The organism is Aeromonas sp. ASNIH5 (genome assembly GCF_002902865.1).
GTDB classification, from domain to species: domain Bacteria; phylum Pseudomonadota; class Gammaproteobacteria; order Enterobacterales; family Aeromonadaceae; genus Aeromonas; species Aeromonas caviae.
Genome location: NZ_CP026122.1, coordinates 2,756,681 through 2,783,282, shown reverse-complemented (window position 1 = coordinate 2,783,282; position 26,602 = coordinate 2,756,681). Strand labels below are relative to the sequence as shown.

The 26,602-nt window shown below is 63.4% G+C and carries 24 protein-coding genes and 1 tRNA gene; 15 read left to right on the top strand and 10 right to left on the bottom strand.

Going from position 1 to position 26,602, the window contains the following annotated elements; translation table 11 throughout:
* Nucleotides 1-17: 17 nt before the first annotated feature.
* Complete coding sequence (locus tag C2U30_RS12950) at nucleotides 18-560, bottom strand: hypothetical protein (RefSeq protein WP_039039632.1); 543 nt, start codon at nucleotides 558-560, stop codon at nucleotides 18-20.
* A gap of 202 nt (nucleotides 561-762) precedes the next feature.
* Between C2U30_RS12950 and C2U30_RS12945 the strand changes: the two genes are divergently transcribed.
* Nucleotides 763-839, top strand: a tRNA-Trp gene (locus C2U30_RS12945).
* Between the two features lie 209 nt (nucleotides 840-1,048).
* Entirely contained in the window at nucleotides 1,049-2,419 is a 1,371-nt protein-coding gene (locus C2U30_RS12940) for a phosphatidylserine decarboxylase family protein (RefSeq protein ID WP_103243880.1), read from the top strand.
* 53 nt (nucleotides 2,420-2,472) lie between these two features.
* On the opposite strand, the gene C2U30_RS12935 is transcribed toward C2U30_RS12940, so the two are convergent.
* Entirely contained in the window at nucleotides 2,473-3,345 is an 873-nt protein-coding gene (locus C2U30_RS12935; protein WP_103243879.1) for a LysR family transcriptional regulator, read from the bottom strand.
* A 100-nt stretch (nucleotides 3,346-3,445) separates the two neighbouring features.
* Between C2U30_RS12935 and C2U30_RS12930 the strand changes: the two genes are divergently transcribed.
* Both C2U30_RS12930 and C2U30_RS12925 read left to right on the top strand, forming a co-directional pair.
* Nucleotides 3,446-3,943, top strand: a complete 498-nt coding sequence (locus C2U30_RS12930) for a lactoylglutathione lyase family protein (protein WP_103243878.1) — start codon at nucleotides 3,446-3,448, stop codon at nucleotides 3,941-3,943.
* 200 nt (nucleotides 3,944-4,143) lie between these two features.
* A complete protein-coding gene (locus C2U30_RS12925) occupies nucleotides 4,144-6,033 on the top strand; it encodes a methyl-accepting chemotaxis protein (protein WP_103243877.1) in 1,890 nt (629 codons plus the stop codon).
* 128 nt (nucleotides 6,034-6,161) lie between these two features.
* Here C2U30_RS12925 and C2U30_RS12920 read toward each other — a convergent pair whose 3' ends face one another.
* The 3 genes from C2U30_RS12920 to C2U30_RS12910 are packed head-to-tail and all read right to left on the bottom strand — an operon-like array spanning nucleotide 6,162 to nucleotide 8,048.
* Nucleotides 6,162-6,605, bottom strand: coding sequence for a GNAT family N-acetyltransferase (locus C2U30_RS12920; protein ID WP_101530907.1), 444 nt, complete (start codon nucleotides 6,603-6,605; stop codon nucleotides 6,162-6,164).
* A complete protein-coding gene (locus tag C2U30_RS12915; protein WP_101530908.1) occupies nucleotides 6,602-7,123 on the bottom strand; it encodes a lipocalin family protein in 522 nt (173 codons plus the stop codon). The genes C2U30_RS12920 and C2U30_RS12915 overlap by 4 nt, the downstream gene beginning before the upstream one ends.
* A 1-nt stretch (nucleotide 7,124) precedes the next feature.
* Nucleotides 7,125-8,048, bottom strand: a complete 924-nt coding sequence (locus tag C2U30_RS12910; RefSeq protein ID WP_010675998.1) for an AraC family transcriptional regulator — start codon at nucleotides 8,046-8,048, stop codon at nucleotides 7,125-7,127.
* A 118-nt stretch (nucleotides 8,049-8,166) separates the two neighbouring features.
* On the opposite strand from C2U30_RS12910, the gene yqhD reads away from it, so the two are divergent.
* From yqhD to C2U30_RS12885, 5 genes are all read left to right on the top strand, one after another.
* The gene (gene yqhD / locus C2U30_RS12905) at nucleotides 8,167-9,327 is read left to right on the top strand and encodes an alcohol dehydrogenase (RefSeq protein WP_101530909.1); all 1,161 of its coding nucleotides are present in this window, start codon (nucleotides 8,167-8,169) and stop codon (nucleotides 9,325-9,327) included.
* A gap of 506 nt (nucleotides 9,328-9,833) precedes the next feature.
* Nucleotides 9,834-11,360 (top strand): Re/Si-specific NAD(P)(+) transhydrogenase subunit alpha, encoded by a 1,527-nt coding sequence (locus C2U30_RS12900; protein ID WP_025202523.1) that lies wholly within the window; start codon nucleotides 9,834-9,836, stop codon nucleotides 11,358-11,360.
* An 11-nt stretch (nucleotides 11,361-11,371) separates the two neighbouring features.
* A complete protein-coding gene (gene pntB / locus C2U30_RS12895; protein ID WP_010675995.1) occupies nucleotides 11,372-12,856 on the top strand; it encodes a Re/Si-specific NAD(P)(+) transhydrogenase subunit beta in 1,485 nt (494 codons plus the stop codon).
* A 339-nt stretch (nucleotides 12,857-13,195) separates the two neighbouring features.
* Nucleotides 13,196-13,867 carry a helix-turn-helix transcriptional regulator gene (locus C2U30_RS12890; protein WP_043153940.1) on the top strand — a complete coding sequence of 224 codons (672 nt, stop codon included), beginning with the start codon at nucleotides 13,196-13,198 and terminating at the stop codon, nucleotides 13,865-13,867.
* A gap of 26 nt (nucleotides 13,868-13,893) precedes the next feature.
* Nucleotides 13,894-15,201 carry an L-cysteine desulfidase family protein gene (locus tag C2U30_RS12885; protein ID WP_199767377.1) on the top strand — a complete coding sequence of 436 codons (1,308 nt, stop codon included), beginning with the start codon at nucleotides 13,894-13,896 and terminating at the stop codon, nucleotides 15,199-15,201.
* A gap of 72 nt (nucleotides 15,202-15,273) precedes the next feature.
* On the opposite strand, the gene C2U30_RS12880 is transcribed toward C2U30_RS12885, so the two are convergent.
* A complete protein-coding gene (locus tag C2U30_RS12880) occupies nucleotides 15,274-16,029 on the bottom strand; it encodes an outer membrane protein assembly factor BamD (protein WP_199767275.1) in 756 nt (251 codons plus the stop codon).
* Nucleotides 16,030-16,145: 116 nt separating this feature from the next.
* On the opposite strand from C2U30_RS12880, the gene rluD reads away from it, so the two are divergent.
* From rluD to C2U30_RS12860, 4 genes are all read left to right on the top strand, one after another.
* Entirely contained in the window at nucleotides 16,146-17,126 is a 981-nt protein-coding gene (rluD, locus tag C2U30_RS12875) for a 23S rRNA pseudouridine(1911/1915/1917) synthase RluD (RefSeq protein WP_010675991.1), read from the top strand.
* Between the two features lie 119 nt (nucleotides 17,127-17,245).
* Nucleotides 17,246-17,983 (top strand): peptidoglycan editing factor PgeF, encoded by a 738-nt coding sequence (gene pgeF, locus C2U30_RS12870; RefSeq protein WP_103243875.1) that lies wholly within the window; start codon nucleotides 17,246-17,248, stop codon nucleotides 17,981-17,983.
* A 250-nt stretch (nucleotides 17,984-18,233) separates the two neighbouring features.
* Nucleotides 18,234-20,807 (top strand): ATP-dependent chaperone ClpB, encoded by a 2,574-nt coding sequence (clpB, locus tag C2U30_RS12865; RefSeq protein WP_052816170.1) that lies wholly within the window; start codon nucleotides 18,234-18,236, stop codon nucleotides 20,805-20,807.
* A 60-nt stretch (nucleotides 20,808-20,867) separates the two neighbouring features.
* Nucleotides 20,868-21,692 carry an MBL fold metallo-hydrolase gene (locus tag C2U30_RS12860; protein WP_103243874.1) on the top strand — a complete coding sequence of 275 codons (825 nt, stop codon included), beginning with the start codon at nucleotides 20,868-20,870 and terminating at the stop codon, nucleotides 21,690-21,692.
* Nucleotides 21,693-21,920: 228 nt separating this feature from the next.
* Here C2U30_RS12860 and asnA read toward each other — a convergent pair whose 3' ends face one another.
* Entirely contained in the window at nucleotides 21,921-22,913 is a 993-nt protein-coding gene (asnA, locus tag C2U30_RS12855) for an aspartate--ammonia ligase (RefSeq protein WP_103243873.1), read from the bottom strand.
* 154 nt (nucleotides 22,914-23,067) lie between these two features.
* On the opposite strand from asnA, the gene asnC reads away from it, so the two are divergent.
* Nucleotides 23,068-23,529 carry a transcriptional regulator AsnC gene (gene asnC, locus C2U30_RS12850; RefSeq protein ID WP_010675986.1) on the top strand — a complete coding sequence of 154 codons (462 nt, stop codon included), beginning with the start codon at nucleotides 23,068-23,070 and terminating at the stop codon, nucleotides 23,527-23,529.
* Between the two features lie 93 nt (nucleotides 23,530-23,622).
* Here the strand turns inward: asnC and C2U30_RS12845 are convergent, their stop codons facing one another.
* Together C2U30_RS12845 and C2U30_RS12840 are read right to left on the bottom strand one after the other, a co-directional pair.
* Nucleotides 23,623-24,378, bottom strand: a complete 756-nt coding sequence (locus C2U30_RS12845; RefSeq protein WP_233466804.1) for a substrate-binding periplasmic protein — start codon at nucleotides 24,376-24,378, stop codon at nucleotides 23,623-23,625.
* A 257-nt stretch (nucleotides 24,379-24,635) separates the two neighbouring features.
* Complete coding sequence (locus tag C2U30_RS12840; protein WP_103243872.1) at nucleotides 24,636-25,040, bottom strand: CBS domain-containing protein; 405 nt, start codon at nucleotides 25,038-25,040, stop codon at nucleotides 24,636-24,638.
* A gap of 159 nt (nucleotides 25,041-25,199) precedes the next feature.
* Between C2U30_RS12840 and C2U30_RS12835 the strand changes: the two genes are divergently transcribed.
* Nucleotides 25,200-25,904 (top strand): SDR family oxidoreductase, encoded by a 705-nt coding sequence (locus C2U30_RS12835; RefSeq protein ID WP_039039618.1) that lies wholly within the window; start codon nucleotides 25,200-25,202, stop codon nucleotides 25,902-25,904.
* Nucleotides 25,905-25,962: 58 nt separating this feature from the next.
* On the opposite strand, the gene folK is transcribed toward C2U30_RS12835, so the two are convergent.
* Nucleotides 25,963-26,508, bottom strand: coding sequence for a 2-amino-4-hydroxy-6-hydroxymethyldihydropteridine diphosphokinase (folK, locus tag C2U30_RS12830; RefSeq protein WP_053288038.1), 546 nt, complete (start codon nucleotides 26,506-26,508; stop codon nucleotides 25,963-25,965).
* Between the last annotated feature and the right edge of the window lie 94 nt (nucleotides 26,509-26,602).

The window sequence follows — 26,602 nt, the reverse complement described above, 5'->3', positions numbered from 1 at the left end:
TTTGCCCAGAAAAACGTTTAAGTGTCGCGAACGGGTCGACAAATCCAGAGTGCGTGCTGCGCCTGCAAGGGGGCGCCATCGGCGGCCATGCTGCGCAGGTAGCCGAGCCTGTGGTGCCCCTCCAGCAGGCAGTAGGGATGGGGCAGGGGGTGACCGTCCGGGTAGCAGGTGCCCGGGGCGGTGGCGAGGACGATGACAGGCTCGGACCAGGTGCCCCGGCGCAGCATGTCATCGCCGAGCCAGGAGCGGCGCACGTAGCGGTTGCTGCGCAGCATCTCGCCCCAGCGATCGATCACCTCCATGTGGCGGGAGTCTATCTGCTCGATAATCTGCGCGGTGGGCCAGTGCTCGCACTCGAACTGGTGGCTGGCGAGATCGATAAAGCTCCAGTTGGATTCAAAACCGCGCCAATGGCGGTAAATCCACTGGGCGAGCACATTGGAGGGAATGGAGGGCACCAGGGGAGAGACTCTGTCCAGATAGTCGGCCAGGGTCTCCGTCTTGCGCTCATCCCGGAAGTTGAGGGGCGCAAGCTGTTGCAGCAGTCGGTAATTGAGCATGGGCAGCCTCCCTGAGCCTGGTTTCACCCTACCCCCATTTGTGTCCCATTCCTACCCCGTCGGGGCTGCAAATACAGCAGCTTACCCCCGCTCCTTGTTGGAATTGCGGGGATCTGCTCGTCATTTGTTCGATCGCATCGAAAGTGAGAAAAAAAGCCTTTACCTTTGACCTCCGCTTTGTATACTACGCCTCGTTTGTTGCAGGGGCGTAGTTCCAATTGGTAGAACAGCGGTCTCCAAAACCGATGGTTGCGGGTTCGAGTCCTGCCGCCCCTGCCATTTTTCAGAGAGGCCAGCTCATTGAGCTGGCCTTTCGCATTTGCGGCGTTTGCCACCGCCTCCGTTAGCCTCTTTTTCTCCGCTTCGCCGCTGCCATTTCTGTCAATGGAGGCCGCTTTTCCCCTGTGCTACACCTTGCTTCCTGCCAGATGGCGCCTTCAGGCGCATCGCATCCGGCGGGCCCAAGGCGCTTCAACAAGGAGAGAGCGATGAACAAGGCAGTGGATACGCGTCACCCCCATGCCCATGCCGGTGGCTGGGTCCCCCGGGATCAGGCCCATGTGGCGCGCTGGGTACAGCGGCTGCGTCAGGCGGTCACCCGCCAGCCTCGCCCGCTGGTGGCCCCGATCGCCGGATTGAAGGCGCTGGTGGAGCAGGATCCTCTCCTGCATCAGCAGGCCCAGGGGATGTTTGACGAGGCGTGGCAGCATGAGCACAGCACGCCGCTCGGTCAGGTCCAGGTGCGCAGCTTCGATGAGTTCCTGCAGCTGCTCAACGGCATCATGACCACGGCCCCGGAAGCCTATCAGGATGTGCAGACCCAGGAGCCCGCCGGGCTGATCGGATTCCCCATCAATGCCCTGCTCAACTGGCCCATGGCGACGGCCGCCGGGTACGACTTCTTTGCCAATGCGCTGGTGAACCAGCAACTGCGCAAGATCCTCGGTTACTGGGCCGACTTCCTGCAAAGTCCCGCGTCCCGTTATGTGCTGACGGAGTCGGTGAGCACCCTGGATCGCCAGACCCTGATCGTCCCCTGGCTCGGGGAGGTGGCGAAACGGGAGATGGTCAAGGTGGCGCAGGGGGCGCTCGGGGCCGGCGACAACCCCACCCCAGAGCGCTTCGAGGGGATCTTCCACACCGTGCCGGGAGAGGAATACGAGGGCTTCGCCAGCTGGGACGACTTCTTCACCCGCCGCTTCTGCCCCGGCGTGCGGCCGGCGACGGCCCCGGACGATGACAGCGTGATCGCCAACGCCTGCGAGTCGGCCCCGCTGCAGGTGGTGACCGGGGTAAGGCGGCAGGACGCGTTCTGGCTCAAGGGGCAGCCCTATTCCCTGGACAACCTGCTGGACTTCGACCCGCGCGCCGCCGCGTTCGAGGGGGGCACCCTCTATCAGGCCTTCCTCAGCGCCCTCAGCTATCACCGCTGGCACAGCCCGGTGAGCGGCACGGTGCGCTCGGTCAAGGTGGTCAACGGCAGCTACTACCTGGCCAACCGCCACCAGGGTTTCGACAGCCCGGTGGGGCCCGACCCCAGCGCCCCGAACCAGTCCCAGCCCTTCCTCACCGCGGTGGCGACCCGGGCACTCATCTTCATCGAGGCCGACAACCCCAAAATCGGCCTGATGTGCGTGGTGCCGGTGGGCATGGCGGAGGTGTCGAGCTGCGAGGTGACGGTGCAGCCGGGGCATCGGATCGCGAAGGGGGAGCAGCTCGGCATGTTCCACTTCGGCGGCTCCACCCACTGCCTGCTGTTTCGCCCCAGTGTCGAGCTGGCGTTCGACTTCTACGGCCAGCAGCCGGGGCTGGAGGCGACCAACCTGAGGATCAACACGGCGCTGGCGCGGGTCAAATAACCCAGCCGCCGGACAGTAAAAGGCCGCCTTCGGGCGGCCTTGTTGTTTGTCCATCAGATGGCGCCGACCTGCGTCTTGAGGGTTTCCACCAGCCGCTGGTGGCGGGCGGGGAGCGGCCACTCGGCGCGGTAGATCAGCCAGAGGGTGTCGATCACCTCAATGCTGCTCTGGATCACCCGGATCTGCTCCTGTTGGGCAAAGGCGGTGACGGCGAAGCGGGGCAGCACGGTAAAGCCGAGGCCGCGGGCGACTGGCTCCAGGATCAGGCCGATCTGGTTGGTAAAGCCGCGCAGCGGGATCTCGTCGAAGCGCTGGCCGGGATAGCGTCGTCCCAGCAGGCGCTGAGCCATGCTGCGGCCATCCGGGTGGTCAATAAAGCCGAGCTGACAGAGGTGCTGCCAGCTCGGCTCCTCGCCGTCGCTGGGTACAACCAGACAGAGGGGTTCGCGGGCGAAGGGCTCGGCGGCTATGCTGGGGTGCTCCGGCGGTTGATCCACCAGTCCCAGATCGCTGCGCCCCGCCAGTACCGCCTGCACTATGTCGGGGGTGGGGGCAAAGCGGTGCTGGATGGTGAGTCCGGGATGCTCCTGTTGCTGATCGAGCAGCAGGGGATAGAGCAGCAGGCCGATGCTGCCGGGGGTGGTGAGGGTGATGGCGCCGCGGTGGGGGTCGTCATCAGAGAGACGGGCTCGCAACTGTTCGGCGGCCTGCGCCTGCTGGCGGGCGAAGTCGAGCAGCACCAGCCCGCGCGGGGTGAGCTCCAGCTGACGGGGCTTGCGTAGCAGCAGGGGGCCGAATTCGGCCTCGAGGCGCGAGATATGCTGACTGACGGCGGCCTGAGTGAGATCCAGCCGATCGGCGGCACGGGTAAAACTGCCGGTTTCATGCACCACCACCAGGGTGTGGAGCCAGAGTGGATTAACCATAAATTTAATTTATGCATTCCATTAGTTTGACCTTATTTTTCATTATGGCGCCTCTTCCTATCATGTCACCTGTTTCCCACACACAATTTCAAGGTGACTTATGACTTACCCGCGCAACTTCTCCCACATCGGCATCACGGTGACTGACCTCGACAAGGCAGTCGAGTTCTATACCAAGGTGATGGGCTGGTATCTCATCATGCCGGCGACCACCATCACCGAGGATGACTCCGCCATCGGCGTGATGTGCAACGACGTATTTGGCCCGGGCTGGGGCTCTTTCCGCATCGCTCATCTCTCCACCGGCGACAAGATCGGCATCGAGCTGTTCGAGTTCCCCAACAGCGAGCAGCGCGAAAACAACTTCGAATTCTGGAAGACCGGGGTGTTCCACTTCAGCGTGCAGGATCCGGATGTCGAGGGGCTGGCGACACGCATCGTCGCGGCGGGCGGCAAGCAGCGGATGCCGGTGCGCGAATACTATCCGGGCGAGAAGCCCTACCGCATGGTCTACATGGAAGATCCCTTCGGCAACATCATCGAGATCTACAGCCACAGCTATGAGCTGACCTACTCCGCCGGTGCCTATCAGGGGTAAGTGCCAGGCCGCCTTCGGGCGGCCTTGTGGTGCCTGCGGGTGTCAGCATGGAATAGTGAGCAGTCTGTTGCTGGTAGTGCGTTCTGTTGTTGATAGATGAAAAAATATCAGGATTCACTAAAGACCGTTCATCATTGTGCCGATAGAACTACCAAGATGGGGGTATTCCCGGCCCCCGGCTACCACAAGGATTCGTTGTCATGACTCTCTCGTTGCGCGGCAAGCTGCTCGCGGCCAGCCTGGGGGTAGTGCTGCTGATGGCAGCCCTGCTCGGTATTGTCGCCTTCCACACCCTCAAATCCCGCACCCTTGACGCCATCCAGAGCGAGGCGGTCAACTACGGCCACGCCCACTCGGTGGCCATCGGCAACTGGCTTGAGGATCGCAAGCACGCGGTCGACGCCCTGGCCGCCGTCATTGCGCGCGACCCCGACACGGCCCTGGTACCCCACCTGTTGCAGACCCGCACCTCCGGCGGTTTCGGCCTCACCTATTTTGGTTCGGCGCAGGGGGAGATGACCCGCCACGATCCCGCCCTCAACACCGCCAACTATGACCCCAGGGCCCGCCCCTGGTACCAGAACGCCGACAAGGCGGGCAAGCTCATCGTCACGCCGCCCTATGTCAGCGTGACCATGCAGCAGATGGTGGTGACCCTGGCCGAGCCGGTGAGCCACCAGGGCCGGGTGATCGGGGTGGCCGGGGCGGATCTCTCCCTCGACGCCCTCATCGACGAGGTGCTGGCCATGAAGGTGCAGGGAGAGGGCTACGCCATGCTGCTCGACCGCACCGGCCTCATCGTCGGCCACCCGAACAAGGAGCTGGCGCTCAAGCAGGTGGCGGAGCTGGATCCCGGCCTCACCGGGGCGGCGCTGGATGCGTGGAGCCGCGACGGCGAACTGCACGGCGCCAATCTGAACGGGCGCGAGGTGCTGCTCTCGGTGCAGGGCGTGCCCGGCACCGACTGGCTGCTCGCCATGGTGATGTACAAGGACGTGCTGGAGGCGCCGCTCGCCTCCCTGCTGTGGCAACTGGTGGGGCTGACCCTGGTGCTGCTGCTGGTGTTCGGTGCCCTGCTCATCGCCATGTTCAACTACCTGTTCGCGGATCTGGGGCGGGTCTCCAGGGCGCTTGCCGACATCGCCCACGGGGAGGGTGATCTCACGGTGCAGATCGCCACCCGCAGCCAGGATGAGGTGGGGCAGCTGGCCCAGAACTTCAACCAGTTCGTGGCGCGACTGCACGGCATCGTCAGCCGGTTGCGGGACGTCACCGTCGAGCTGGCGGCCCAGTCCCGCACCCAGGCGGCGGGGGCCGAGGCCCGCAGCCAGCGGGTGCGCCAGCAGCAGGACGAGATCGTCATGGTGGCGACCGCGGTGACCGAGATGGCCTCCGCCACCCAGGAGATCGCTGGCAACGCCGAGTTTGCCGCCAACACCGCCGGCGATGCGGTGCGCCTCGCGGTGGCCGGCCAGTCCCAGGTCGGCCAGAGCCAGCGCAGCATCACGGGGCTGGCGGGGGAGGTCTCCGACGCCAGCCAGACCATCCACGAGCTGGATGGCCACGCCCAGCAGATCAGCGGCATTCTGGCCACCATCAGCGGCATCGCCGAGCAGACCAACCTGCTGGCCCTGAACGCCGCCATCGAGGCGGCCCGGGCCGGGGAGCAGGGACGCGGCTTTGCCGTGGTGGCGGACGAGGTGCGGGTGCTGTCGCGCCGCACCCACGACTCCACCGCCGAGATCCAGCAGATGATCGAGGCGCTGCAGCAGACCACCCGCAAGGCGGTGGGCGGCATGGAGACCAGCCGCCAGCTGGCGGGCACCAGCGTGGAGGACGCCGAAGCGGCGAATCTCAGCCTGGGCAGGATCAACGAGGCCATCGGCGCCATCAGCGACATGGCGACCCAGATCGCGGCGGCGGCCGAGGAGCAGACCTCGGTGACCGGCGAGATCAGCCGCAACACCGAGAATATCCGCCACGTCTCCCAGGCGCTGGCGGCCCAGGCCGGCGAAGAGGCCGCCCAGGCGGCCCAGCTCAAGTCTCTCACCGAGCGGCTGGAGCAGGAGATCGGGCGCTTCCGGCTCTAGGCTGCGACCCGGATGTGACAAAGGCGACCCCGGGGTCGCCTTTATTCATCCTGTGTATGGATATTATTTCGCCATGCACCTGCTGAATAATATCGGGTCCTGGCCCTGCAACGGGCGCAGGCAGAGGCTCAGAGGGGCTTGATGTAGCTGTAGAACTCGTTGTCCCGCTGGTAGCCGTGCCCTTCGTAGAGGGACTGAGCCTGCCGGTTGTCGGTGGCGGTGCTCAGCATCAGGAAGGCGGCGCCCGTCTCCTGGCCGTGGCGATCGGCCCGCGCCAGCAGCGCCTGGGCCACCCCCTGCTGGCGGGCCGCCGGCGCCACGAACAGATCGTACAGCAGCCAGATGGGTTTCAGGGCGAGGGAGCAGAACAGGGGATAGAGGTGGGCAAATCCCAGCACCTCTCCCTCCTCGCTCTGGGCCACGAAGAGCACCGACTCCCCGGCGGTGCAGCGCTCCAGCAGGAAGGCTTCGGCGGCCTCGGGCCGGGCAGGCAGCCGGTAGAACGCCCGGTATTCCACGAACAGGGGGGTGACCCGGGGAATGTCACCGGGGGTGGCCTGGAAGATCCTCATGGGGCGTTCCCCGCCGGATCCTGGCTGACCCAGATCAGCCGGTCGGTGGCAAAGCCGAGCCCCCGGGCCCGCTCGACCAGGGCCTCTACCTTCTCTTTGGGGGGATGGGGCGTGCGGGAGAGGATCCAGAGGTACTGGAGGCTGTAACTGCTCACCAGGGAGAGGTCATAGTCCGTCGCCAGCACGTTGTAGCTGCCGTAGAAGGGGCCGAAGAAGCTCACCTTGAGGCGCCCCTCGTCGCTGTCGCCCACGAAGTAGGCGCGCCCCTCGGCCTCGCGCCATTCCCCCTGTTCGTCCTGCCCCCGGTTGATCACCCTGACACCGCCGTCATCCCGCAGGCTGTAGGTGGCGGTGACCCGGTTCAGGCCGCGCTCGAAACCGTGATCGAGGCGGGCCACCTCGTACCAGGTGCCCAGGTAGCGGTCGAGCTGGAAGGGCTTGACCACCTGGTGTCCCGGTGGAATGCCGGTGCAGGCGGTGGCCAGCAGGGTCAGAACGAGCAGGATCAGTGTGCGCATGTCATCCCTCCACGATACGCAGTTGTCCCGAGCGGAAGCGTGCCGCGTGTTCGCTCGGGGTGTTGCCAAAGAAGCGTTTGTATTCGCGGCTGAACTGGGAGCCGCTCTCGTAGCCTACCTTGTCCGCCGCCACCCCGGCCTTGAGGCCGTCGTGCAGCATCATCAGCCGCGCCCGGTGCAGGCGCAGGGTCTTGATGTACTGCAGGGGCGAGGTGGCGGTGGCCGCCTTGAAGTGGTGGTGGAAGGCCGAGACGCTCATGTTTGCCTCCCGGGCCAGCTCCTCCACCGTCAGGTTCTCGGTAAAGCGCTGCTCCATGATACGCAGCACCCGGGCTATCTGGCTCACCTGGCTGTGACGGCTGGCCATGGCCAGCAGGGCGGGGGCCCCCCCTTCGTGCAGGGCATGGAACAGGATCTCGCGCACGATCTGGGGCCCCAGCACCCGGGCGTGGAGCGGTTTGTCCATCACGTCGATGAGGCGCTCCACCGCGCAGAGCATGGTCTCGGAGAGGGGCACGGAGACGACGCCGCGACCCGGTTCCGCCGGGGCGGGGGCCGCGTCCCCCATCTCCAGCAGCAGGGCCTGCAGCGCCGCCACGTCGATCTCCACCGAGAGCCCCACCAGAGGGGATTCGGGGGAGGCGAAGCACTCGCACTCGCAGGGCAGCGGCAGGGTCATCATCAGGTAGTGCTCGGGGTCGTAGCGGAAGGTGAAGTCCGAGAGATAGCCCACCTTGTGCCCCTGCAGGATGATGATCATGCGCGGGCGGTAGAGCACCGGGATGCGGTCGTGATGCTCCGTGGTGTAGATGAGGTGCACGCCGGGCACGGGGGCGGCGGTGATCCCCGGGTGGGGTGCCAGGGCGGCGAGTCGGCTGGCGAGGGCGGACTGGTGGGTCGCCGCGATGGGCTGATTTGTACTCATTTATCCAGGCTCAGTAGAAATAGGCAAGAAATCGGCAGAAAGCTCCCTTGATGGTAGGGGGTTATAAGAGAAAAATGCAACCCATACCTTACCGACTACGACCACCCCGGGAGATCCCATGAACAACTTCATCCTGCACACCCCCACCAAGGTGCTGTTCGGCAAGGGCCAGGTGGCCCAGCTGCGCGGCCAGATCCCCAGCGACGCCCGCATCCTCGTCACCTACGGCGGTGGCAGCGTGGTGCGCAGCGGCCTGCTGGACCAGATCCGCAGCGAGCTGGCCGGCCTGACCCTGTTTGAATTTGGCGGCATCGAGCCCAACCCCACCTACGAGACCCTGATGGGTGCCGTCGAACTGGCCCGCGCCGAGAAGGTCGACTTCCTGCTGGCAGTGGGTGGCGGCTCCGTGCTGGACGGCTCCAAGTTCATCGCCGCGGCGGCCCACTACGACCTGGCCAAGGACCCCTGGCACATCCTCGAGACCGTCGGCGGCGAGGTGGCCTCCGCCATTCCCCTGGGCAGCGTGCTGACCCTGCCGGCCACCGGCTCCGAGATGAACATGGGCGCCGTCATCACCCGCAAGAGCACAGGGGACAAGCAGCACTTCTTCTCGCCCTTCGTAATGCCGCGCTTCGCCGTGCTCGACCCCGTGCTCACCTACACCCTGCCCGCCCGTCAGGTGGCCAATGGGGTGGTGGATGCCTTCATCCACACCCTGGAGCAGTACCTCACCTACCCGGTGGATGCCAAGGTGCAGGATCGCTTTGCAGAAGGGCTGCTGCTGACCCTGGCGGAAGAGGGGCCCAAGGCGCTGGTGGAGCCGGAAAACTACGACGTGCGTGCCAACATCATGTGGAGCGCCACCCTGGCGCTGAACGGCCTGATCGGAGCCGGCGTGCCCCAAGACTGGGCCACCCACATGCTGGGCCACGAGATCACCGCCCTGCACGGTCTGGACCACGCCCAGACCCTGGCGGTGGTGCTGCCCGCCCTGCTGCAGGCCAAGCGCGAGCAGAAGCGCGCCAAGCTGCTGCAATACGCCGAGCGGGTCTGGGATCTGCGCAGCGGCAGTGACGAGGAGCGTATCGACGGTGCCATCGCCGCCACCCGCGACTTCTTCGAGCGGATGGGGATCAAGACCCGGCTGCGGGATTACGTGGCCGACGCCCGGATCGACGCCCTGCTGGCCAAGCTCGAAGAGCACGGCATGACCGCCCTGGGTGAGCACGGCGACATCGACCTGGCCCAGAGCCGGCATATTTATGAGGCGGCCTGGTAAGCAGAGCGCGCCTGAAACGGGCCGCAGGCCCGGTTGCACCAGGGGGCCCGAACCCGCCAGCAGGCGGGGACGCGGCCCCCTGATCGTTGCAAAATGGTTACTTTTTCCCTTTTCATCTCATCAGATGAGCCAACGGCAGATTTCGTAAGAACAAAAAACGCTAAGGTAGAGGCCGGGTTAAACATTTTTTTTGACTGGTTGGATCACTTTTTTTAGCGCTTTTTGCTGGTATAAGCCCCTAATTTGGTTTGTTTTTTTTAATCACGGTCCGGGATGGGCTGAATTCTGTACCCGCCCGCCCGGGGCCGTGGTTGTAATAAAACTCCAAAATTTGATACTAATCACCCTCGCGCCTGAAAAGCGGGGGCCTGACCGTGACAGGAGGTCGAGGTGAAGCCTGCTGATTTTCATAACAAAGGGCCCGTGACCTGCACTTTGATCATGCCTTGTCCCCTCAGACATGAGAGACTTGGCGATGATTGTTTATTAACCATCAGGGAATAGTCATGCAGATTGGAATACCGAGAGAGAGTCTCGCCGGTGAGACCCGGGTCGCAGCGACCCCGGCCACTGTCGAGCAGCTGAAAAAGCTCGGCTTCGAGGTTGCCATCGAGGCCGGTGCCGGCCTGCGAGCCAGCTTCGATGATGCCGCCTTCGAGGCTGCCGGTGCCAGCGTGGTACCGAACGTCTGGCAAGCCGACCTTGTCTTCAAGGTCAACGCGCCGACCGAGGCCGAAATCGCACAAATTAAGGATGGTGCCACCCTGGTGAGCTTCATCTGGCCCGCCCAGAACCCCGAGCTGGTCAAGAAGCTTTCCGAGCGCAACATCAATGTGATGGCGATGGACATGGTGCCGCGGATCTCCCGTGCCCAGTCCCTCGACGCCCTCTCTTCCATGGCCAACATCGGTGGCTATCGCGCCGTCGTGGAAGCCGCGCACCAGTTCGGTCGCTTCTTCACCGGCCAGATCACCGCCGCCGGTAAAGTACCGCCCGCCAAGGTGCTGGTCATCGGTGCCGGTGTGGCCGGTCTGGCCGCCATCGGGACCGCCGGTTCCCTCGGTGCCATCGTGCGTGCCTTCGATACCCGTCTGGAAGTGGCCGAGCAGATCGAGTCCATGGGTGGGGAATTCCTCAAGCTGGACTTCGGCGGCGAAGATGGCGCTTCCAGCGACGGTTACGCCAAGGTGATGAGCGAAGAGTTCATCAAGGCCGAGATGGCGCTGTTCGCCCAGCAGGCCAAGGAAGTGGACATCATCATCACTACCGCCCTGATCCCGGGCAAGCCGGCACCCAAGCTCATCACCAAGGAAATGGTGGACAGCATGAAGCCGGGCTCCGTCATCGTGGACATGGCGGCCCAGGCCGGCGGCAACTGCGAATACACGGTACCGGGTGAACTGCATGTCACCGACAACGGCGTCAAGGTGATCGGTTACACCGATCTGCCGGGCCGCCTGCCTGCCCAATCCTCCCAGCTCTACGGCACCAACCTGGTGAACCTGATGAAGCTGATGTGCAAGGAGAAGGACGGCAACGTCGCCATCGACTTCGAAGACGTGGTGCAGCGCAACATGACGGTGGTCCAGGCCGGTGAAGTGACCTTCCCGCCCCCCGCCATCTCCGTCTCTGCCGCCCCGCAGAAACCGGCTGCCGCCAAACCGGCCGCCAAGAAGGAAGAGGCCAAGCCCTCCAACAAGAAGTTCGTGTTCGGTGCCCTCGGCATCGCCGCCTTCGGTTGGGTGGCCGCCGTGGCGCCTGCCGCCTTCCTCTCCCACTTCACCGTCTTCATCCTGGCCTGCGTGGTCGGTTACTACGTGGTGTGGAACGTCTCTCACGCCCTGCACACACCGCTGATGTCGGTCACCAATGCCATCTCCGGCATCATCGTGGTCGGTGCGCTGTTGCAGATTGGACAAGGGTCGACCCTGGTCACCGTGCTGGCCTTTGTCGCCGTGCTGATTGCCAGTATCAACATCTTCGGTGGCTTCACCGTCACTCAGCGCATGCTGAAGATGTTCCGTAAGGATTAAGGGGGTTTAACGTGTCTCAAGGACTGGTAACAGCATCCTATATCGTTGCCGCCGTGCTCTTCATCCTCAGTCTCGCGGGACTGTCGAAGCAAGAAACGGCCAAGCATGGCAACCTGTTCGGTATCGCGGGGATGGCCATCGCCCTGCTCGCCACCGTCTTCAACCCGGAAACCAGTGGCGTCCACTGGATCATCCTGGCCATGGCCATCGGTGGCGCCATCGGCGTGCGTCTGGCCCTCAAGGTCGAGATGACCGAGATGCCCGAGCTGGTGGCCGTGCTGCACAGCTTCGTGGGCATGGCAGCGGTGCTGGTGGGCTTCAACAGCTTCATCGATCTGCACCCCTCCGCCCCCGCTGAAGTGGTGGTCTCCGTCGGTTCCAACCTGGATGCGACCCTGGCAGCCGCCCGGGCGGCGTTCGAGCAGGCGGCAAGCGTCGCCCAGGTCGAGCACCTCTCCGGCGCCATGCTGAACATCCACCTGGTGGAAGTGTTCCTGGGCGTCTTCATCGGTGCCGTGACCTTCACCGGTTCCGTGGTGGCGTTCGGCAAGCTGCGTGGCCTCATCTCTTCCAAGCCGCTGATGCTGCCGCACCGCCACAAGCTGAACCTGCTGGCCGTGGTGGTCTCCATCGCGCTGATGATCCACTTCGTCAACGCCGGTGGCTCCACCTTCGCCCTGCTGGTGATGACCCTGATCGCCTTCGCCTTCGGCTGGCACCTGGTCGCCTCCATCGGTGGTGCGGACATGCCGGTGGTGGTCTCCATGCTGAACTCCTACTCCGGTTGGGCGGCGGCGGCGGCGGGCTTCATGCTCTCCAATGACCTGCTGATCGTCACCGGTGCCCTGGTGGGTTCCTCCGGTGCCATCCTCTCCTACATCATGTGCAAGGCGATGAACCGCTCCTTCATCTCCGTGATCGCCGGTGGCTTCGGCTCCGACGGCGTGGCCTCCACCGCCGAGCAGGAGCTGGGCGAATACCGCGAGACCAACGCCGAAGACGTGGCCGACATGCTGAAGAACGCCAGCTCCGTCATCATCACCCCGGGCTACGGCATGGCGGTGGCGCAGGCCCAGTACCCGGTGGCCGAGATCACCCAGAAGCTGCGTGATCGCGGCGTCAAGGTGCGCTTCGGCATCCACCCGGTGGCCGGTCGTCTGCCTGGTCACATGAACGTGCTGCTGGCGGAAGCGAAAGTCCCCTATGACATCGTGCTGGAAATGGACGAGATCAACGATGACTTCGCCGACACCGACGTGGTGCTGGTGATCGGTGCCAACGACACCGTCAACCCGGCCGCCATGGAAGATCCGGGCAGCCCCATCGCCGGCATGCCGGTGCTGGAAGTGTGGAAGGCGCAGAACGTCATCGGCTTCAAGCGCTCCATGAACACTGGCTACGCCGGTGTCCAGAACCCGCTGTTCTTCAAGGAGAACACCCAGATGCTGTTTGGCGATGCCAAGGCCAGCGTCGAGGCCATCCTGAAGGCGCTGTAAGCGTTGACCGGATGAGACAAAAAGGGGGCTTCGGCCCCCTTTTTTTATGACCAGAGTGGATGACCGTGGCAGGGAACAGACAGGCTGTGGTGCCTGCCTGCCTGCCTGCCTGTCCGGACTGACTGACGAGCCCTGGCTCAATTAAAGTTGAGCAAAAGCACCAAAAAACCACCTTAAAGGCCTCTCATGGGGCCTTTTTGTCATTTCAGTCGTGATTTTGCTCACATTTTGTGGTGTTGTCTCACCAGTCGGGCATAATGCCCGCGCAAAAAGCGGATTTGCTCAATTTTATTTGAGTCCGCTGTGAATATCCTTACCCAACGTTGACCGGATGACCCCATGACCGAGGTAGCTCCCTTGCGCGACGCCAGCACACTGACCGATGAAGAGCGCCATCTGATCGCCAGCTTCGAGCCTGCGGTGGCGGCGCTGTCCGCCCTGTTTGGCCCGGGCTGCGAGGTGGTGCTGCACGCCTTTGACAGTCTGCACGCCTCCGTCATCAAGATTGCCAACGGCCACATCACCGGCCGCCAGGAGGGAGCGCCGGTCACCGATTTTGCGCTCGACAAGTTGCACAGTGCTGCCGGCAGCCAGTGGAGCAGCTATTTTTCCCGCACCCGGGAGGGCTCCCTGCTGAAGTCCTCGTCCATCACCATCAGCAACCGCGAGGGCAAACCCATCGGCATGCTGTGCGTGAATTTCAGCCTGGACACGCCCCTTGGCAGCCTGCTCGACACCTTTGCCCCGCCCGCAGTGCCCCCTGCCCACGGCACCGAGACCTTCGCCAGCTCGGTGGATGATCTGGTGGCGCAGGTGATCGCCAAGGTGGACAGGGATCCCGGGCTGGGCAGCAACGTGCGCAACAAGGCGATCGTGCACCGGCTCTACGACATGGGGATCTTCGAGATCAAGGATGCCGCCCAACTGGTGGCCGAACTGCTCGGCATCTCCCGCCATACCGTTTACCTGCATATCCGCAATCACAAGGCGGAACTGGCCGAACAACAATGACGAGCCCGCACGTGGGCGTCATGAACATGAGACATATCGCAATGAACGCACAATGGACCGACTTTATTACCCTGCTCAAGCGTGAAGTGGTGCCGGCCCTCGGCTGCACCGAGCCCATGTCGGTCGCCCTGGCGGCGGCCAACTGCCGCAAGCTGCTGGGGCAGGTACCGACTCGCACCCGCGTCTGGGTCAGCGGCAATCTGTTCAAGAACGGCATGGGGGTCGGCGTGCCCGGCACCGGCATGATCGGCCTGCCGGTGGCCGCCGCAGTGGGCATCACCGGTGGCAACCCGGGTGCCGGGCTGGAGGTGCTCAAGAGCCTCACACCGGATCAGGTCGAGGCGGCCAAGGGGCTGCTGCCCACCATAGAGGTGGATGTGAAGGATGTGCCCGACGTGCTCTACGCCGAGGTGCTGGCCGAAGTGGAGGGGCACAGCGCCCGGGTGGTGATCTGTACCGACCACACCCGCATCGTGCTGATGGAGAAGGATGGCGAGGTGCTGATGGTGCAGGACAGCGCCCCCGGGGTGCAGATCCAGCCAGCCAAGGCCGACAAGCCCGCCATGACCCTGAAGGAGATCGTGGCCTTCGCCCTGGAGGTGCCGCTGGCCGAGATCGACTTCATCCGCGAGGCGGCCACCATGAACCAGGCGCTGGCGGACGAAGGGCTGCAGGGCTATGGCCTGCGCATCGGCAAGATCCTCACCGACCAGGTGGAACGCAAGCTGCTTTCCGACGATCTGATGACCCTGGCCATGCGCCTGTCGTCTGCCGCCTCCGATGCGCGGATGGATGGCGCCATGCTGCCCGCCATGTCCAACTCCGGTTCCGGCAACCAGGGCATTGCCGCCACCATGCCGGTGGTCGCCGCCGCCCGCTTCCTCAAGGCCGATGACGAGCAGCTGGCCCGTGCCCTGGTGATGAGCCACCTGGTGGCCATCTACATCAAGGCCTACCAGAACAAGCTCTCCGCCCTGTGTGCCGCCAGTACCGCCGCCATGGGATCGGGGGCCGCCATCACCTGGCTGCTGGGGGGCCAGTTCGAGCAGATCAGCCACTGCATCAACAACATGATTGGGGATGTTTCCGGCATCATCTGCGACGGCGCCGGCAGCGCCTGCTCTATGAAGGTCTCCACCTCCACCTCGGCGGCGGTGAAATCCTCGCTGATGGCCATCAACAACCTGCGTGTGCCCCAGAGCGAAGGCATCGTCTCGGACGACGTGGACCAGACCATCGCCAACCTGGGCCGCCTCTCCAGGGAGGGGATGCTGGATACCGACATCGAGATCATCAACATCATGCGGGCCAAGCAGCAGGGTAAGCACCAGTGACCCCGGAGTGCCGCCGTCGGCCATAAAAAAACCGAAGCCAGTGGCTCCGGTTTTTCATTGTCCGTTCGCTACTCAGCCGCGACCGAGACGGTTGTCCGGGTAGTTTTTGGCCAGCACTTCTCGGGCATGCTGGGCCAGGGTCGGCATCTTCAGGGTGTCATAGGCGTTGACCATGATCTCCAGCGCCTTCTCGGTTTCCATCGTGTCGGGATAGGTCTCGACGATCAGCTTGGCGCGGTTGGCGGCGGCGATCAGGGCGTCACGCTTGACGTAGTACTCGGCTACCCCCAGGTCATAGCGGGCAAGACGGTTCTTCAGGCCGATCATGCGGGCACGGGCATCGGCTGCATAGCTGCTGTTGGGGTAGTTCTGCAGCAGGGTCTTGAAGTCCTGGAAGGCCTGACGGGCGTAGGAGGGGTCCTTGTCATCCCGATTGATGCCGAGGAAATCCTGGAAGAAGTTGTAATCCGCCGCCATGTTGGTCAGGCCGCGCATATAGAAGACGTAATCGATGTTCTTGTGCGCCGGGTTCAGGCGGATAAAACGGTCGATGTTGGCGATCGCCTGGGCGGTATCATCCTGCTTGTAGTAGGCATAGATGAGATCGAGCTGAACCTGGTTGGAGTAGGCACCGAACGGGTAACGAGAGTCCAGCGCTTCCAGCAGTTCAATGGCATTGAGGTAGTTGCCGGTATCCAGTTTGATGCGGGCTTTATGGTACAGAACTTCCGGCGGTTCGTCGGGAACCTTGGGTTTGGTGCTGGAACAGCCAGTGATCAGGGTAGCGACCAAGGCGAGCGACATCAGCAGGTGAGACTTCTTTCCCATCAACAACATCCGGTCCATTTCCACGAAATTGGCAAAGTATCCGTTATGCTTGGCTAAAAGAAAAGCTAGAATACCCGGATTATTTCGAATTGATACCCCCGCTCAAGAGACCATACATGAGCCAGCATATTGAACTGACAGGCGAATTTCAGGATCACCAATTCGGGCAACGACTCGACCAGGCCCTGGCCGAATTGTTTCCCGACTACTCCCGGACCCGCATCAAGGAGTGGATTTTACAGGACAGAGTGACCCTGGACGGTCAGGTTGCCAATACCCCGCGCGAGAAAGTGGTGGCCGGGCAGCAGGTACATGTGAATGTGGAACTGGCAGACGACACCCGCTGGGATGCCCAGAACATCGAGCTGAACATCGTCTATGAAGATGAACACATCCTGGTGATCGACAAGCCGGCCGGCCTGGTGGTTCACCCGGGCGCCGGTACGCCGGACGGCACCGTGCTCAATGCCCTGCTGCACCGCTACCCCGGCATCGCCGAGGTCCCCCGCGCCGGTATCGTGCACCGTCTGGACAAAGACACCACGGGGTTGATGGTGGTGGCCAAAACCATTCCCGCCCAGACCCACCTGGTGGAAGCGCTGCAGGCGCGCCAGATCACCCGTGAGTACGAGGCGATTGCCATCGGTCACATGACCGCCGGCGGCACCGTCGATGCCCCCATCGGTCGTCACCCGACCCAGCGTACCCACATGGCCGTGGTGCCCAACGGGCGCGAGTCCGTCACCCACTACCGGGTGCACGAGAAGTTCCGTGGTCACACCCGTCTGCGGTTGCGGCTGGAGACCGGCCGTACGCACCAGATCCGTGTCCACATGGCCCACATCAAGCATCCGCTGGTGGGGGATCCCGCCTACGGCGGTCGTCTGCGTCTGCTGCGCAACGCCACCCCCGAACTGACGGAGGCCCTGCGCGGTTTCCACCGTCAGGCGCTGCACGCCACCATGCTGAAGCTGGCGCACCCCATCACGGGTGAAGTGATGGAGTGGCACTCCCCCACGCCGCAGGACATGGTGGCGCTGATGGAAGTGCTGCGGGCGGATACCCTGGCCAATCCGGACGATCTGGTCTGGAACTGATCCCGGAGGCGGCCTTGCGACGATTCCTGCCGTAACCTGCCCTCCATGATCTGATGCGGGGCCCCTTGACTGGTTGCAGCCAAGGGGCCCCGTTTTCATATGAACGAAAGGAGCCACAGATGAACTGGATCGCACCCGACTGGCCCGCACCGGGCAATGTCAGGGCTCTCTCGACCACCCGGGACGGCGGCATCAGCGAAGGGGTCTTTGCTGGTCTGAACCTCGGGGCCCATGTGGGCGATGCACCGGCCAGGGTCGAGGCCAACCGCGCCCGACTGCAGCAGGTGGCGGGGATCCCCGGCACTCTCAACTGGCTCAACCAGGTACATGGCATCGCCGTCCATCCGGTGAGCGACCGTTATGAGCGCGTACCGGATGCCGATGCCGCCTGTGCGCATGAGGCGGGGCATGCTTGCATCGTGATGACTGCCGACTGCCTGCCGGTGCTGTTCTGCGATCGGGCAGGCACCGTAGTGGCGGCGGCCCATGCCGGCTGGCGCGGACTGCAGGGGGGCGTATTGGAGGCAAGCATCGCCGCCATGGGCTGCGAGCCTGGCGAGATCCTGGCCTGGCTGGGCCCGGCCATCGGTCCCGCCGCGTTCGAAGTGGGTGGCGAGGTGCGCGATGCCTTCATGGCGGAGCAGGCGGAAGCGGCGACTGCATTCGTGCCATCCCTCAACGAAGGGAAATGGCTGGCGGATATCTATCAGCTGGCCCGACTGCGCCTCGCCCGCGCCGGCGTCACCGCCATCTATGGCGGCGAATACTGCACCTTCAGCGACAGCGAGCGCTTCTACTCCTATCGCCGCGACGGGCAGACGGGTCGCATGGCCTCCCTTGTATGGCTGGAAAAATAGCCGAAGAGGCGCTCGCGAGTGGCCGCAAGCGCCTCTTCACTCCCTGGTGATGGCCCTCCGGTGGCCATGTCTTGCTGCCGAGCAGGCTCAGGGTACAGGCTGCCATTGCGAGGTCGTTTTCCCTCGGTCACCGCTGTTGAGGAAAAAATAAACAGCCACCCCTTGAAATTGCCCTTCAAGACCACATCTTCCTTGTCAGAAAGCGATGTTGTTGCCGCGCATGCGGCGTCTGTCTTGAAGGGGGAGTGCAATGCGCCTCGATCGCCTGACCAGCAAATTCCAGATTGCCATTTCCGATGCCCAGTCTCTTGCACTGGGTCGTGACCACCAATTCATCGAACCCGTCCATCTGATGAGCGCCTTGCTCAATCAGGACGGCGGATCCATTCGTCCGCTGCTCACCCTGACCGGGCTCGACATCAATACCCTGCGCTCGCGCCTCGGCGAGGAGCTGGATCGCCTGCCCCGCGTCAGCGGGGTGGAAGGGGACGTACAGCTCTCCAACGGCCTCGGGCGACTGCTCAACGTCTGCGACAAGCTGGCCCAGCAGCGCAAGGATCAGTTCATCTCGTCCGAGCTGTTCGTGCTGGCGGCCCTGGACGAGAAGGGGACGCTGGGCGAGCTGCTGCGTGCCCAGGGGCTGACCAAGGAAAAACTCGAGGCAGCCATCGACAAGGTCCGTGGCGGCAAGAAGGTGGAGGATGCCAACGCCGAGGAGAATCGCCAGGCGCTGGAGAAGTACACCATCGATCTCACCGAGCGGGCCGAACTCGGCAAGCTCGACCCGGTGATCGGCCGGGATGACGAAATTCGCCGCACCATCCAGGTGCTGCAACGCCGCACCAAGAACAACCCGGTCCTGATCGGTGCCCCCGGCGTCGGCAAGACCGCCATCGTCGAGGGTCTGGCCCAGCGCATCATCAATGGCGAAGTGCCGGAAGGGCTCAAGAACAAGCGGGTGCTGTCGCTCGACATGGGGGCCCTGGTGGCCGGAGCCAAGTATCGCGGCGAGTTCGAGGAGCGGCTCAAGGCGGTTCTGAACGATCTGGCCAAGGAGGAGGGCAACGTCATCCTCTTCGTGGACGAGCTGCACACCATGGTCGGCGCCGGCAAGGGCGAGGGTGCCATGGATGCGGGCAACATGCTCAAGCCCGCCCTGGCCCGCGGCGAGCTGCACTGCGTCGGGGCCACCACCCTCGATGAGTACAGGCAGTACGTGGAGAAGGATGCCGCCCTGGAGCGCCGTTTCCAGAAGGTGCTGGTGGAGGAGCCCTCGGTGGAGGACACCATCGCCATCCTGCGTGGCCTGAAGGAGCGCTACGAGCTGCACCACCATGTGCAGATCACCGACCCCGCCATCGTCGCGGCGGCCCAGCTATCCCACCGCTACATCGCGGATCGCCAGCTGCCTGACAAGGCCATCGACCTCATCGACGAGGCGGCGGCCAGCATCCGGCTCCAGATCGACTCCAAGCCGGAATCCCTGGACCGGCTCGAGCGGCGCATCATCCAGCTCAAGCTGGAGCAGCAGGCGCTGATGAAGGAGGACGATGACGCCAGCCGCAAGCGCCTCGATCTGCTCAATCAGGAACTGACGGAAAAAGAGCGGGAATACAACGAGCTGGAAGAGGTGTGGAAGGCCGAGAAGGCTGCCCTCGCCGGGACCCAGCACATCAAGGCGGCACTGGAGCAGGCCCGTCAGGATCTCGAGGTGGCGCGCCGCGCAGGGGACTTGGGCCGCATGTCCGAGCTGCAGTACGGCCGCATCCCGGAGCTGGAGAAACAGCTGGATCTCGCCACCCAGGCCGAGATGCAGGAGACCAGCCTGCTGCGCAACCGGGTCACCGACGTGGAGATCGCCGACGTCCTGGCCCGCTGGACCGGCATTCCGGTGGCCCGCATGCTGGAAGGGGAACGGGAGAAGTTGCTGCGGATGGAGGATCAGCTGCACAGCCGGGTGATCGGCCAGGAAGAGGCGGTGGACGCCGTCTCCAACGCCATTCGCCGCTCTCGTGCCGGGCTGTCCGACCCGAACCGCCCCATCGGCTCCTTCCTCTTCCTCGGCCCCACCGGGGTGGGCAAGACCGAGCTGTGCAAGGCGCTGGCGGAGTTCCTGTTCGATACCCAGGACGCCATGGTGCGGATCGACATGTCCGAGTTCATGGAGAAACACAGCGTGGCCCGTCTGGTGGGGGCGCCTCCGGGATACGTGGGTTACGAGGAAGGGGGGTATCTCACCGAGGCGGTGCGCCGTCGCCCCTACTCGGTGATCCTACTGGACGAGGTGGAGAAGGCCCACCCGGACGTGTTCAACATCCTGTTGCAGGTGCTGGACGATGGCCGCCTGACCGACGGTCAGGGGCGTACCGTGGACTTCCGCAACACCGTGGTGATCATGACCTCCAACCTCGGGTCTGATCTCATCCAGGAGCACCACTCCGAGAAGGATTACGACGAGATGAAGGCCATGCTGATGGAGGTGCTGACCCGCAGCTTCCGGCCGGAGTTCATCAACCGGATCGACGAGACCGTGGTGTTCCACCCGCTCGGTGAGGAGCACATCAAGTCCATCGCCCGCATCCAGCTCAAGAGCCTGATGAGCCGTCTGGAGTCCCAGGGCTTCGAGGTGGAGGTGAGCGAGGAGCTGCTGACCAAGCTGGTCCACGCCGGGTTCGATCCCGTCTACGGGGCGCGCCCCCTCAAGCGGGCGATCCAGCAGAAGGTGGAGAACCCGCTGGCCCAGGCCCTGCTCAGCGGTCGGGTCATCCCGGGCAAGACACTGCGGCTGGGGGCCGACAGCAACGGCCTCACCATGACCCAGTAATGGGATTGTCGATGAAAAACGCAGGCCTCGTGCCTGCGTTTTGTTTTCAGGGTGATTGAGATGCTGACGTTTTCCGTTTTGGTGGATGATGATGTTCATCTACCCGGCTGCTTGCCTGAAAAGGGACTGTCGTTACTGTTGGAGTGCGATGGACTCAAGGTGCTGTTCGACAGCGGCCGTGGCCGGGCGCTGTGCCACAACGCCGTCGTGATGGGGATCGATCTCGCCTCTCTCACCCATGTGGTGCTCTCTCACGGTCATTACGACCATGTAGGAGGCATCGGCTCCCTGCCCGTCTATTCCGATCCCATTCCATTGATCGCTTGTCCGGATGTGTTCAATGAGCGGGGCTACTTCCTGCCGTTGCTGCCCCGACGCTACAACCTCTACCGCCTCTCGGGCGACCTGGATCCGCGACAACTGGCGACGAGAGGGCTGCTCCCTCACTGTTCAGCTGAGCCGGTCTGGCTGTCCGAGCGGCTGGTGTTCCTGGGATCCATACTGCGACGGGAGCAGGCCAAACCCTCCTTGCTTGGTTACATGGTGCGGGGCGGGCGAGTGGAGAAAGACCTTATCAGCGATGATTCGGCGCTGGTCTACAAGAGCGAGCAGGGTCTGATAGTCTTCATCGGCTGTGGTCACGCCGGGGCCGAGAACATCATCGCGCGGGCCAAGGAGGTGTGTGGCGATGAGCGGATCCACGCCGTCATCGGCGGCCTGCATCTGAAGTTTTCCGGCCCGCAGCGGGCGGTGGCGCTCGGCACTTATCTGCAGGAGGAGGCGGTAGAGAAGCTGTTTGCCTGCCACTGCACCGGCAGCAGAAAGGCGGGGTTGCCGCGCCAGCACCAGATCGGGGCGGGTTTTGAGCACAGTTTTTCGGCGTAAAAAAAACGGCAATCCGAAGATTGCCGGGAGGAATGTATTCGATGCGATCTGACGTGGGTTGAGCGGATCGCAGGGGCAAGCCCCAGGGTCGGCAGGCACAGTCAGCGACCATGCCCGCCTTACAGTCAGTCGGGATACGCTCTCCACCCCGGCTGACCAGCTTCGCTATCGCGTCTGTCCCGCGCCGTGTTGCCGCGATAGGAGGACAGATGCAATCAAATCAATTCGTTACAGCATGCCTGGGATGGCAGCCTTCATTTCAGATGGCCAGACGCCGACCTGGACCTGACCGATGTGCTCTTTTTGCAGCAGCAGCATGGCCAGACGGGATTGGCCGATGCCGCCGCCGATGGTTTGCGGCATGCGTGCTGCCAGCAGATCCTGATGCCAGTCATATTGCAGGCGATCCTCGTCCCCGGTGATGGCGAGCTGGCGGCGCAGCGCCTCTGCGTCCACCCGGATCCCCATGGAGGAGATCTCGAAGCTGTCTTCCAGCACCGGGTTCCACACCAGGATGTCACCGTTCAGACCCGCCAGCCCCAGCTCGCTCTCGCTGCTCCAGTCGTCGTAGTCCGGGGCTCGCACGTCGTGGCGTTCGCCGTGGGAGAGGGCGCCACCGATACCGATGAGGAAGACCGCTCCCAGCTCTTTGGCGATGGCGCGCTCGCGTCCCTTGGCATCGAGGTCCGGGTAGCGGGTCAGCAGCTCTTCACTGTGCAGGAACTGGATATCCGCCGGCAGGAAGGGGGTCAGGTCGTGCTCGGCACAGACCGCGCGCTCGGTGGCCTTGATGGCGGCCCAGATGCTGCGCACCGTCTCCTGCAGATAGGCCAGATCCCGGCGCTCGCCCGGCATCACCTTCTCCCAGTCCCACTGGTCGACGTAGACGGAGTGAATGGGGCTGAGACGATCCTCGTCCGGACGCAGTGCCTTCATGTGGGTGTAGATGCCTTCACCCGGGCCGAAACCGAAGCGACCCAGGGTCTGGCGCTTCCACTTGGCCAGGGAGTGGACCACCTCATAGCTGTGCTCCGGCAGGGTTTTCACCTTGACCTGCACTGCATGCTCGCAGCCGGAGAGGTTGTCCTGGGTGCCGTCACCGACCCGGCTCAGAATGGGGGCTTGTACCTCCATCAGGCCGAGTTGCAGTGCGAGTTGGCGGGAGAACATCTCTTTGACGAAGCTGATCTGCTGTTGGCTGCGGATGTAGTGCTGTTTCATGCTGAATTACCTGTCGTGAATCCGTTGAATGCGGTGATTCTTCAACAGAATGCCAACTAAATTCAATATTCGATAATTGAAATAGGCTTTGTGTGTTTTTTTCTTCAAAATAAGCCATCAATTAATGATGAATCATTAAAAGGAGCGCAAAAAAGTGTCAGAAAATTATCGGATCGATAATCTCGATCAGGCCATCCTCACCGCCCTGATGGAGAATGCGCGCCTGCCTTACGCCGAGCTGGCCAAACAACTGCTGGTGAGCCCGGGCACCATCCACGTGCGGGTAGAGAAGATGAAGCAGGCGGGCATCATCGAGGGAACGCGGGTGCAGGTGAACCCCAAGAAGCTGGGCTACGACGTCTGCTGCTTCATCGGGATCAACCTGAAGAGCGCCAAGGATTACCCGTCGGCCCTGGCCAAACTGCAGGCGCTGGACGAGGTGGTGGAGGCCTACTACACCACGGGCCACTACAGCATCTTCATGAAGGTGATGACCCGCTCCATCGACGAGTTGCAGACGGTACTGATCCACAAGATCCAGACCATCGACGAGATCCAGTCCACCGAGACGCTGATTTCGCTGCAAAACCCGATCCTGCGGGATGTGAAACCTTAAGGACTGAGGGACGCGGGAGACCCATTTCACAGGCGAAACCCTGATCTCACTGCATAGCCGATCTTGCGAGGCGTGCAGCCCTGACAGTCGGGATCAGGGTTCGATATAGGGGATGCCGTATTTGTCGTAGAGGGCTTTGAGCCGGCCGTCCCGCTTCATGTGCAGCAGTTCGGCATCATAGGCGGCCATCAGGGCCGGGGTGTCGGCATCGGCCCGGGAACGGGTCCAGACATTGAAGTAGGGGCTGGTCTTGAGGGGTTTTGGCAGGTAGTCGAGCTTGCCTTCCAGTCCCTCCTCTCTTATCTGGGTGAAGGCGGTGACCAGGGACATGGGCACCACGTCGATGCGACCGGCGATGAGTTTGCGCAGTTGCAGCTGGTTGATGGGGATCTCCTGGAAGTGATAGCTCGGGTCTGTCATGGCTGCCGCGAGCTCGGGGGTATAGGAGAAATCCCGGGTGACACCGATGCGCCAGGGTTTGAGATCCGTCAGATGGTCATAATGGATCCGGCCTGCGGACTCCTTGCGTATGAAGAAGTGCCAGCTATGGAGCATATGGGCCTGTTTGGGGTAGAGCAGATAGGCCTCCCGCTCCGGTTTGTAGGAGTGGGTCAGCAGCAGGTCATAGAAGCCGCTTTCGGCATTGCGGGTGAGCCTGGCCCCCGAATCGATGAGCTCAATCCTGATGGGGGTATGGAGCGTGCCGAAGATGGCGGTGACGAGATCCACATCCAGCCCGCGAGGGTGTCCCTGTGCATCCAGCCACTTGAGAGGGGGCTCCAGGATGCCACCAATGACCAGCTCCCTGGCTGACAGCCAGCAGGGCAGCAGCAAGCAGAATACGAGCAAGCGTCGCACGTTACATCTCCTGAGCACTCGGGACGGGGTCGCATCCGGCAGGGACTGTGACCGGCACCTATCTAACTAGAGACGACCACGGATGGCAAACCCTGAAATGGGGAGGGGACAAACGAACGGTGGCGGTGGGAGGGGGGCGGGCTGCATCGACAGGCCGCCCCGTGGCAGAGTCGGGCGGGGTGGACCAGCCACTCGCCGGCTGTGGGCGGGAGGGTGGTCGGCATGAAACGTGTGCGAGGTTGCCTGCCTCAGGTTGCCTGACACTGTTTCATCTGGGTGTTGAGGGCCTGCATCACCTGACGACGGCTGATGATGCCCGTCACCTTGCCTCCCTCCATTACCGGATAGACCTTGGGTCTGGCCCCGGCCATCTGACGGGCGAGATCCACGATGTTGTCATCAGGAGAGACGAACAGCGGGGTCCGGCTCATCAGATCTTCGACCAGAGTACGGGTGTCGCAGTGATAGCTGCCCGTGAGCAGGGCGGGAATGCAATCCTGCTCGGAGAGAAATCCGACGAGGTGCTGATGGTCATCCAGTACCGGCAGGCCCCCCAGGTTTGCCCGATGGAGTCTGTCCAGCGCCTCGGTCAGACCGAGGCCGGGGTGCAGTGAGTGGGTCAATGGCTGCATATGATCGCGAATTTGTAGCATGATGGTGGCTCCATGGAGGTCGATGGGGCCACTATGCCCGGTGGCCGTGACAGGGGGCCAATGGGTTTTGCCTCGGACATCGATAGGTCATGGCCGATGAATGGGCCCTCCGTGCGATCCTGCATGGATCGGGGAGGGCGACAACCACAAGGAGAGTGTATGCGTGCATTGGTAACGGGCTGTGGCCGTCGCCTGGGATTCTATCTGTGCGAGCAGCTGGTGGCCGCTGGCTGGCAGGTGACGGGCAGCTATCGCAGCGAACGGCCCGAGCTGGATCGTCTGCGAGACGTGGGCGTCGAGCTGGTACAGGCGGACTTCACCCGGGAAGAGGAGGTGGGCGCCGTGGTGACGGCGCTGGCGGCCCATGAGGATCTTGCCCTGATCATCCACAATGCCTCCGCCTTCGAGCCCCAGGCGGCGGATCCTGCGGTGCAGCTGGCCCAGTTTGATCAGTTCTACCGGGTACACATGGCGGCTCCCTTCCAGCTCAACCGGGCGCTGGCCCCTGCCCTTGCCCGCCAGCCCAACGGGGGCATCATCCACATCACCGATATCTACATCCATGCTCCGGCGCCCCAGTTTGCCGCCTACGTGGCCACCAAGGCGGGAGCCCATTCCCTGGCCATGAGCTTTGCCCGCGAACTGGCGCCTGCCGTGCGGGTCAACACCATAGAGCCTGGCCCCATCCTGTTTCTCGACGAGCACGGGGATGACTGGCGCCAGCAGGTGCTGGCGAAGACGCCGCTGGCGCGGGAAGGGGGTCTGGAGCCCATCTGGCAGGCGGTACAGATGCTGATGAAGAACGACTACATGACCGGGGCCAGCATCCGGGTGGACGGGGGGCGCGCCCTCGCCGTCATCTAGGGCAAGGCGGGCCGCCATGACATGAGGCGCCTTTGGGCGCCTCATGTGTGTGAACGACTCAAGGGTGCCGGATGGCGGCGTGCCGGGAAGGGGGGCCGGGGTGGCCGTTGCCGGGAAGCAGGGCCTCGTCTTGCTGGCAGAGATGGATGGGGGCCTGGCCGATGCGCTGCTTCGCAAACACCTTGCTGCCCGGCAGGCCGAGGGTCACCTTGCCGGAGTCCACACTGCCGCCCTGATACATCTCCGCCAGCAGATCCCCCAGGTAGGCATCCACCCCGGCCTCGGCGAAGTCATCCCGTTCGCCGCAGGCCAGTATGTCGATGTCCAGTGGCCTGTCCGCCACCTTGCACAGGGGGTTGCTGCGATCCCGGCCATGGGCCAGCTCCATGGTGACAAACTCGGCCTTGAGCTGGACGGGGGAGAGGTCGCTCTGGACGGCGAACAGGCAGTTGAGGAAGTCGTGGCGCGAATGCATGCCCACGGGTTTGGTCTGGATGACGGAACTCAGGTGAAGGCGACCAAAGCGGGCCAGCAATTCGGCGACGACCTGACTGACGTGCAGGGCGGGGTCGAGATTGGATCCAATGCTACAGAGGTAAAACATGCTTTCCATTCCTTGGGTTGGGCTCGTCTGAAATATATACGCAGCTCACGGTTATGGGATTCACTATGAATTAACATGTCGTTATCTGTTGTGA

Bases quoted from the DNA above. Each gene is read 5' to 3' on its own strand.
- C2U30_RS12950 (WP_039039632.1), bottom strand. From the start codon at position 560: ATGCTCAATTACCGACTGCTGCAACAGCTTGCGCCCCTCAACTTCCGG.
- C2U30_RS12940 (WP_103243880.1), top strand. From the start codon at position 1,049: ATGAACAAGGCAGTGGATACGCGTCACCCCCATGCCCATGCCGGTGGC.
- C2U30_RS12935 (WP_103243879.1), bottom strand. From the start codon at position 3,345: ATGGTTAATCCACTCTGGCTCCACACCCTGGTGGTGGTGCATGAAACC.
- C2U30_RS12930 (WP_103243878.1), top strand. From the start codon at position 3,446: ATGACTTACCCGCGCAACTTCTCCCACATCGGCATCACGGTGACTGAC.
- C2U30_RS12925 (WP_103243877.1), top strand. From the start codon at position 4,144: ATGACTCTCTCGTTGCGCGGCAAGCTGCTCGCGGCCAGCCTGGGGGTA.
- C2U30_RS12920 (WP_101530907.1), bottom strand. From the start codon at position 6,605: ATGAGGATCTTCCAGGCCACCCCCGGTGACATTCCCCGGGTCACCCCC.
- C2U30_RS12915 (WP_101530908.1), bottom strand. From the start codon at position 7,123: ATGCGCACACTGATCCTGCTCGTTCTGACCCTGCTGGCCACCGCCTGC.
- C2U30_RS12910 (WP_010675998.1), bottom strand. From the start codon at position 8,048: ATGAGTACAAATCAGCCCATCGCGGCGACCCACCAGTCCGCCCTCGCC.
- yqhD (WP_101530909.1), top strand. From the start codon at position 8,167: ATGAACAACTTCATCCTGCACACCCCCACCAAGGTGCTGTTCGGCAAG.
- C2U30_RS12900 (WP_025202523.1), top strand. From the start codon at position 9,834: ATGCAGATTGGAATACCGAGAGAGAGTCTCGCCGGTGAGACCCGGGTC.
- C2U30_RS12890 (WP_043153940.1), top strand. From the start codon at position 13,196: ATGACCGAGGTAGCTCCCTTGCGCGACGCCAGCACACTGACCGATGAA.
- C2U30_RS12885 (WP_199767377.1), top strand. From the start codon at position 13,894: ATGAGACATATCGCAATGAACGCACAATGGACCGACTTTATTACCCTG.
- C2U30_RS12880 (WP_199767275.1), bottom strand. From the start codon at position 16,029: ATGGGAAAGAAGTCTCACCTGCTGATGTCGCTCGCCTTGGTCGCTACC.
- rluD (WP_010675991.1), top strand. From the start codon at position 16,146: ATGAGCCAGCATATTGAACTGACAGGCGAATTTCAGGATCACCAATTC.
- pgeF (WP_103243875.1), top strand. From the start codon at position 17,246: ATGAACTGGATCGCACCCGACTGGCCCGCACCGGGCAATGTCAGGGCT.
- clpB (WP_052816170.1), top strand. From the start codon at position 18,234: ATGCGCCTCGATCGCCTGACCAGCAAATTCCAGATTGCCATTTCCGAT.
- C2U30_RS12860 (WP_103243874.1), top strand. From the start codon at position 20,868: ATGCTGACGTTTTCCGTTTTGGTGGATGATGATGTTCATCTACCCGGC.
- asnA (WP_103243873.1), bottom strand. From the start codon at position 22,913: ATGAAACAGCACTACATCCGCAGCCAACAGCAGATCAGCTTCGTCAAA.
- C2U30_RS12840 (WP_103243872.1), bottom strand. From the start codon at position 25,040: ATGCTACAAATTCGCGATCATATGCAGCCATTGACCCACTCACTGCAC.
- C2U30_RS12835 (WP_039039618.1), top strand. From the start codon at position 25,200: ATGCGTGCATTGGTAACGGGCTGTGGCCGTCGCCTGGGATTCTATCTG.
- folK (WP_053288038.1), bottom strand. From the start codon at position 26,508: ATGTTTTACCTCTGTAGCATTGGATCCAATCTCGACCCCGCCCTGCAC.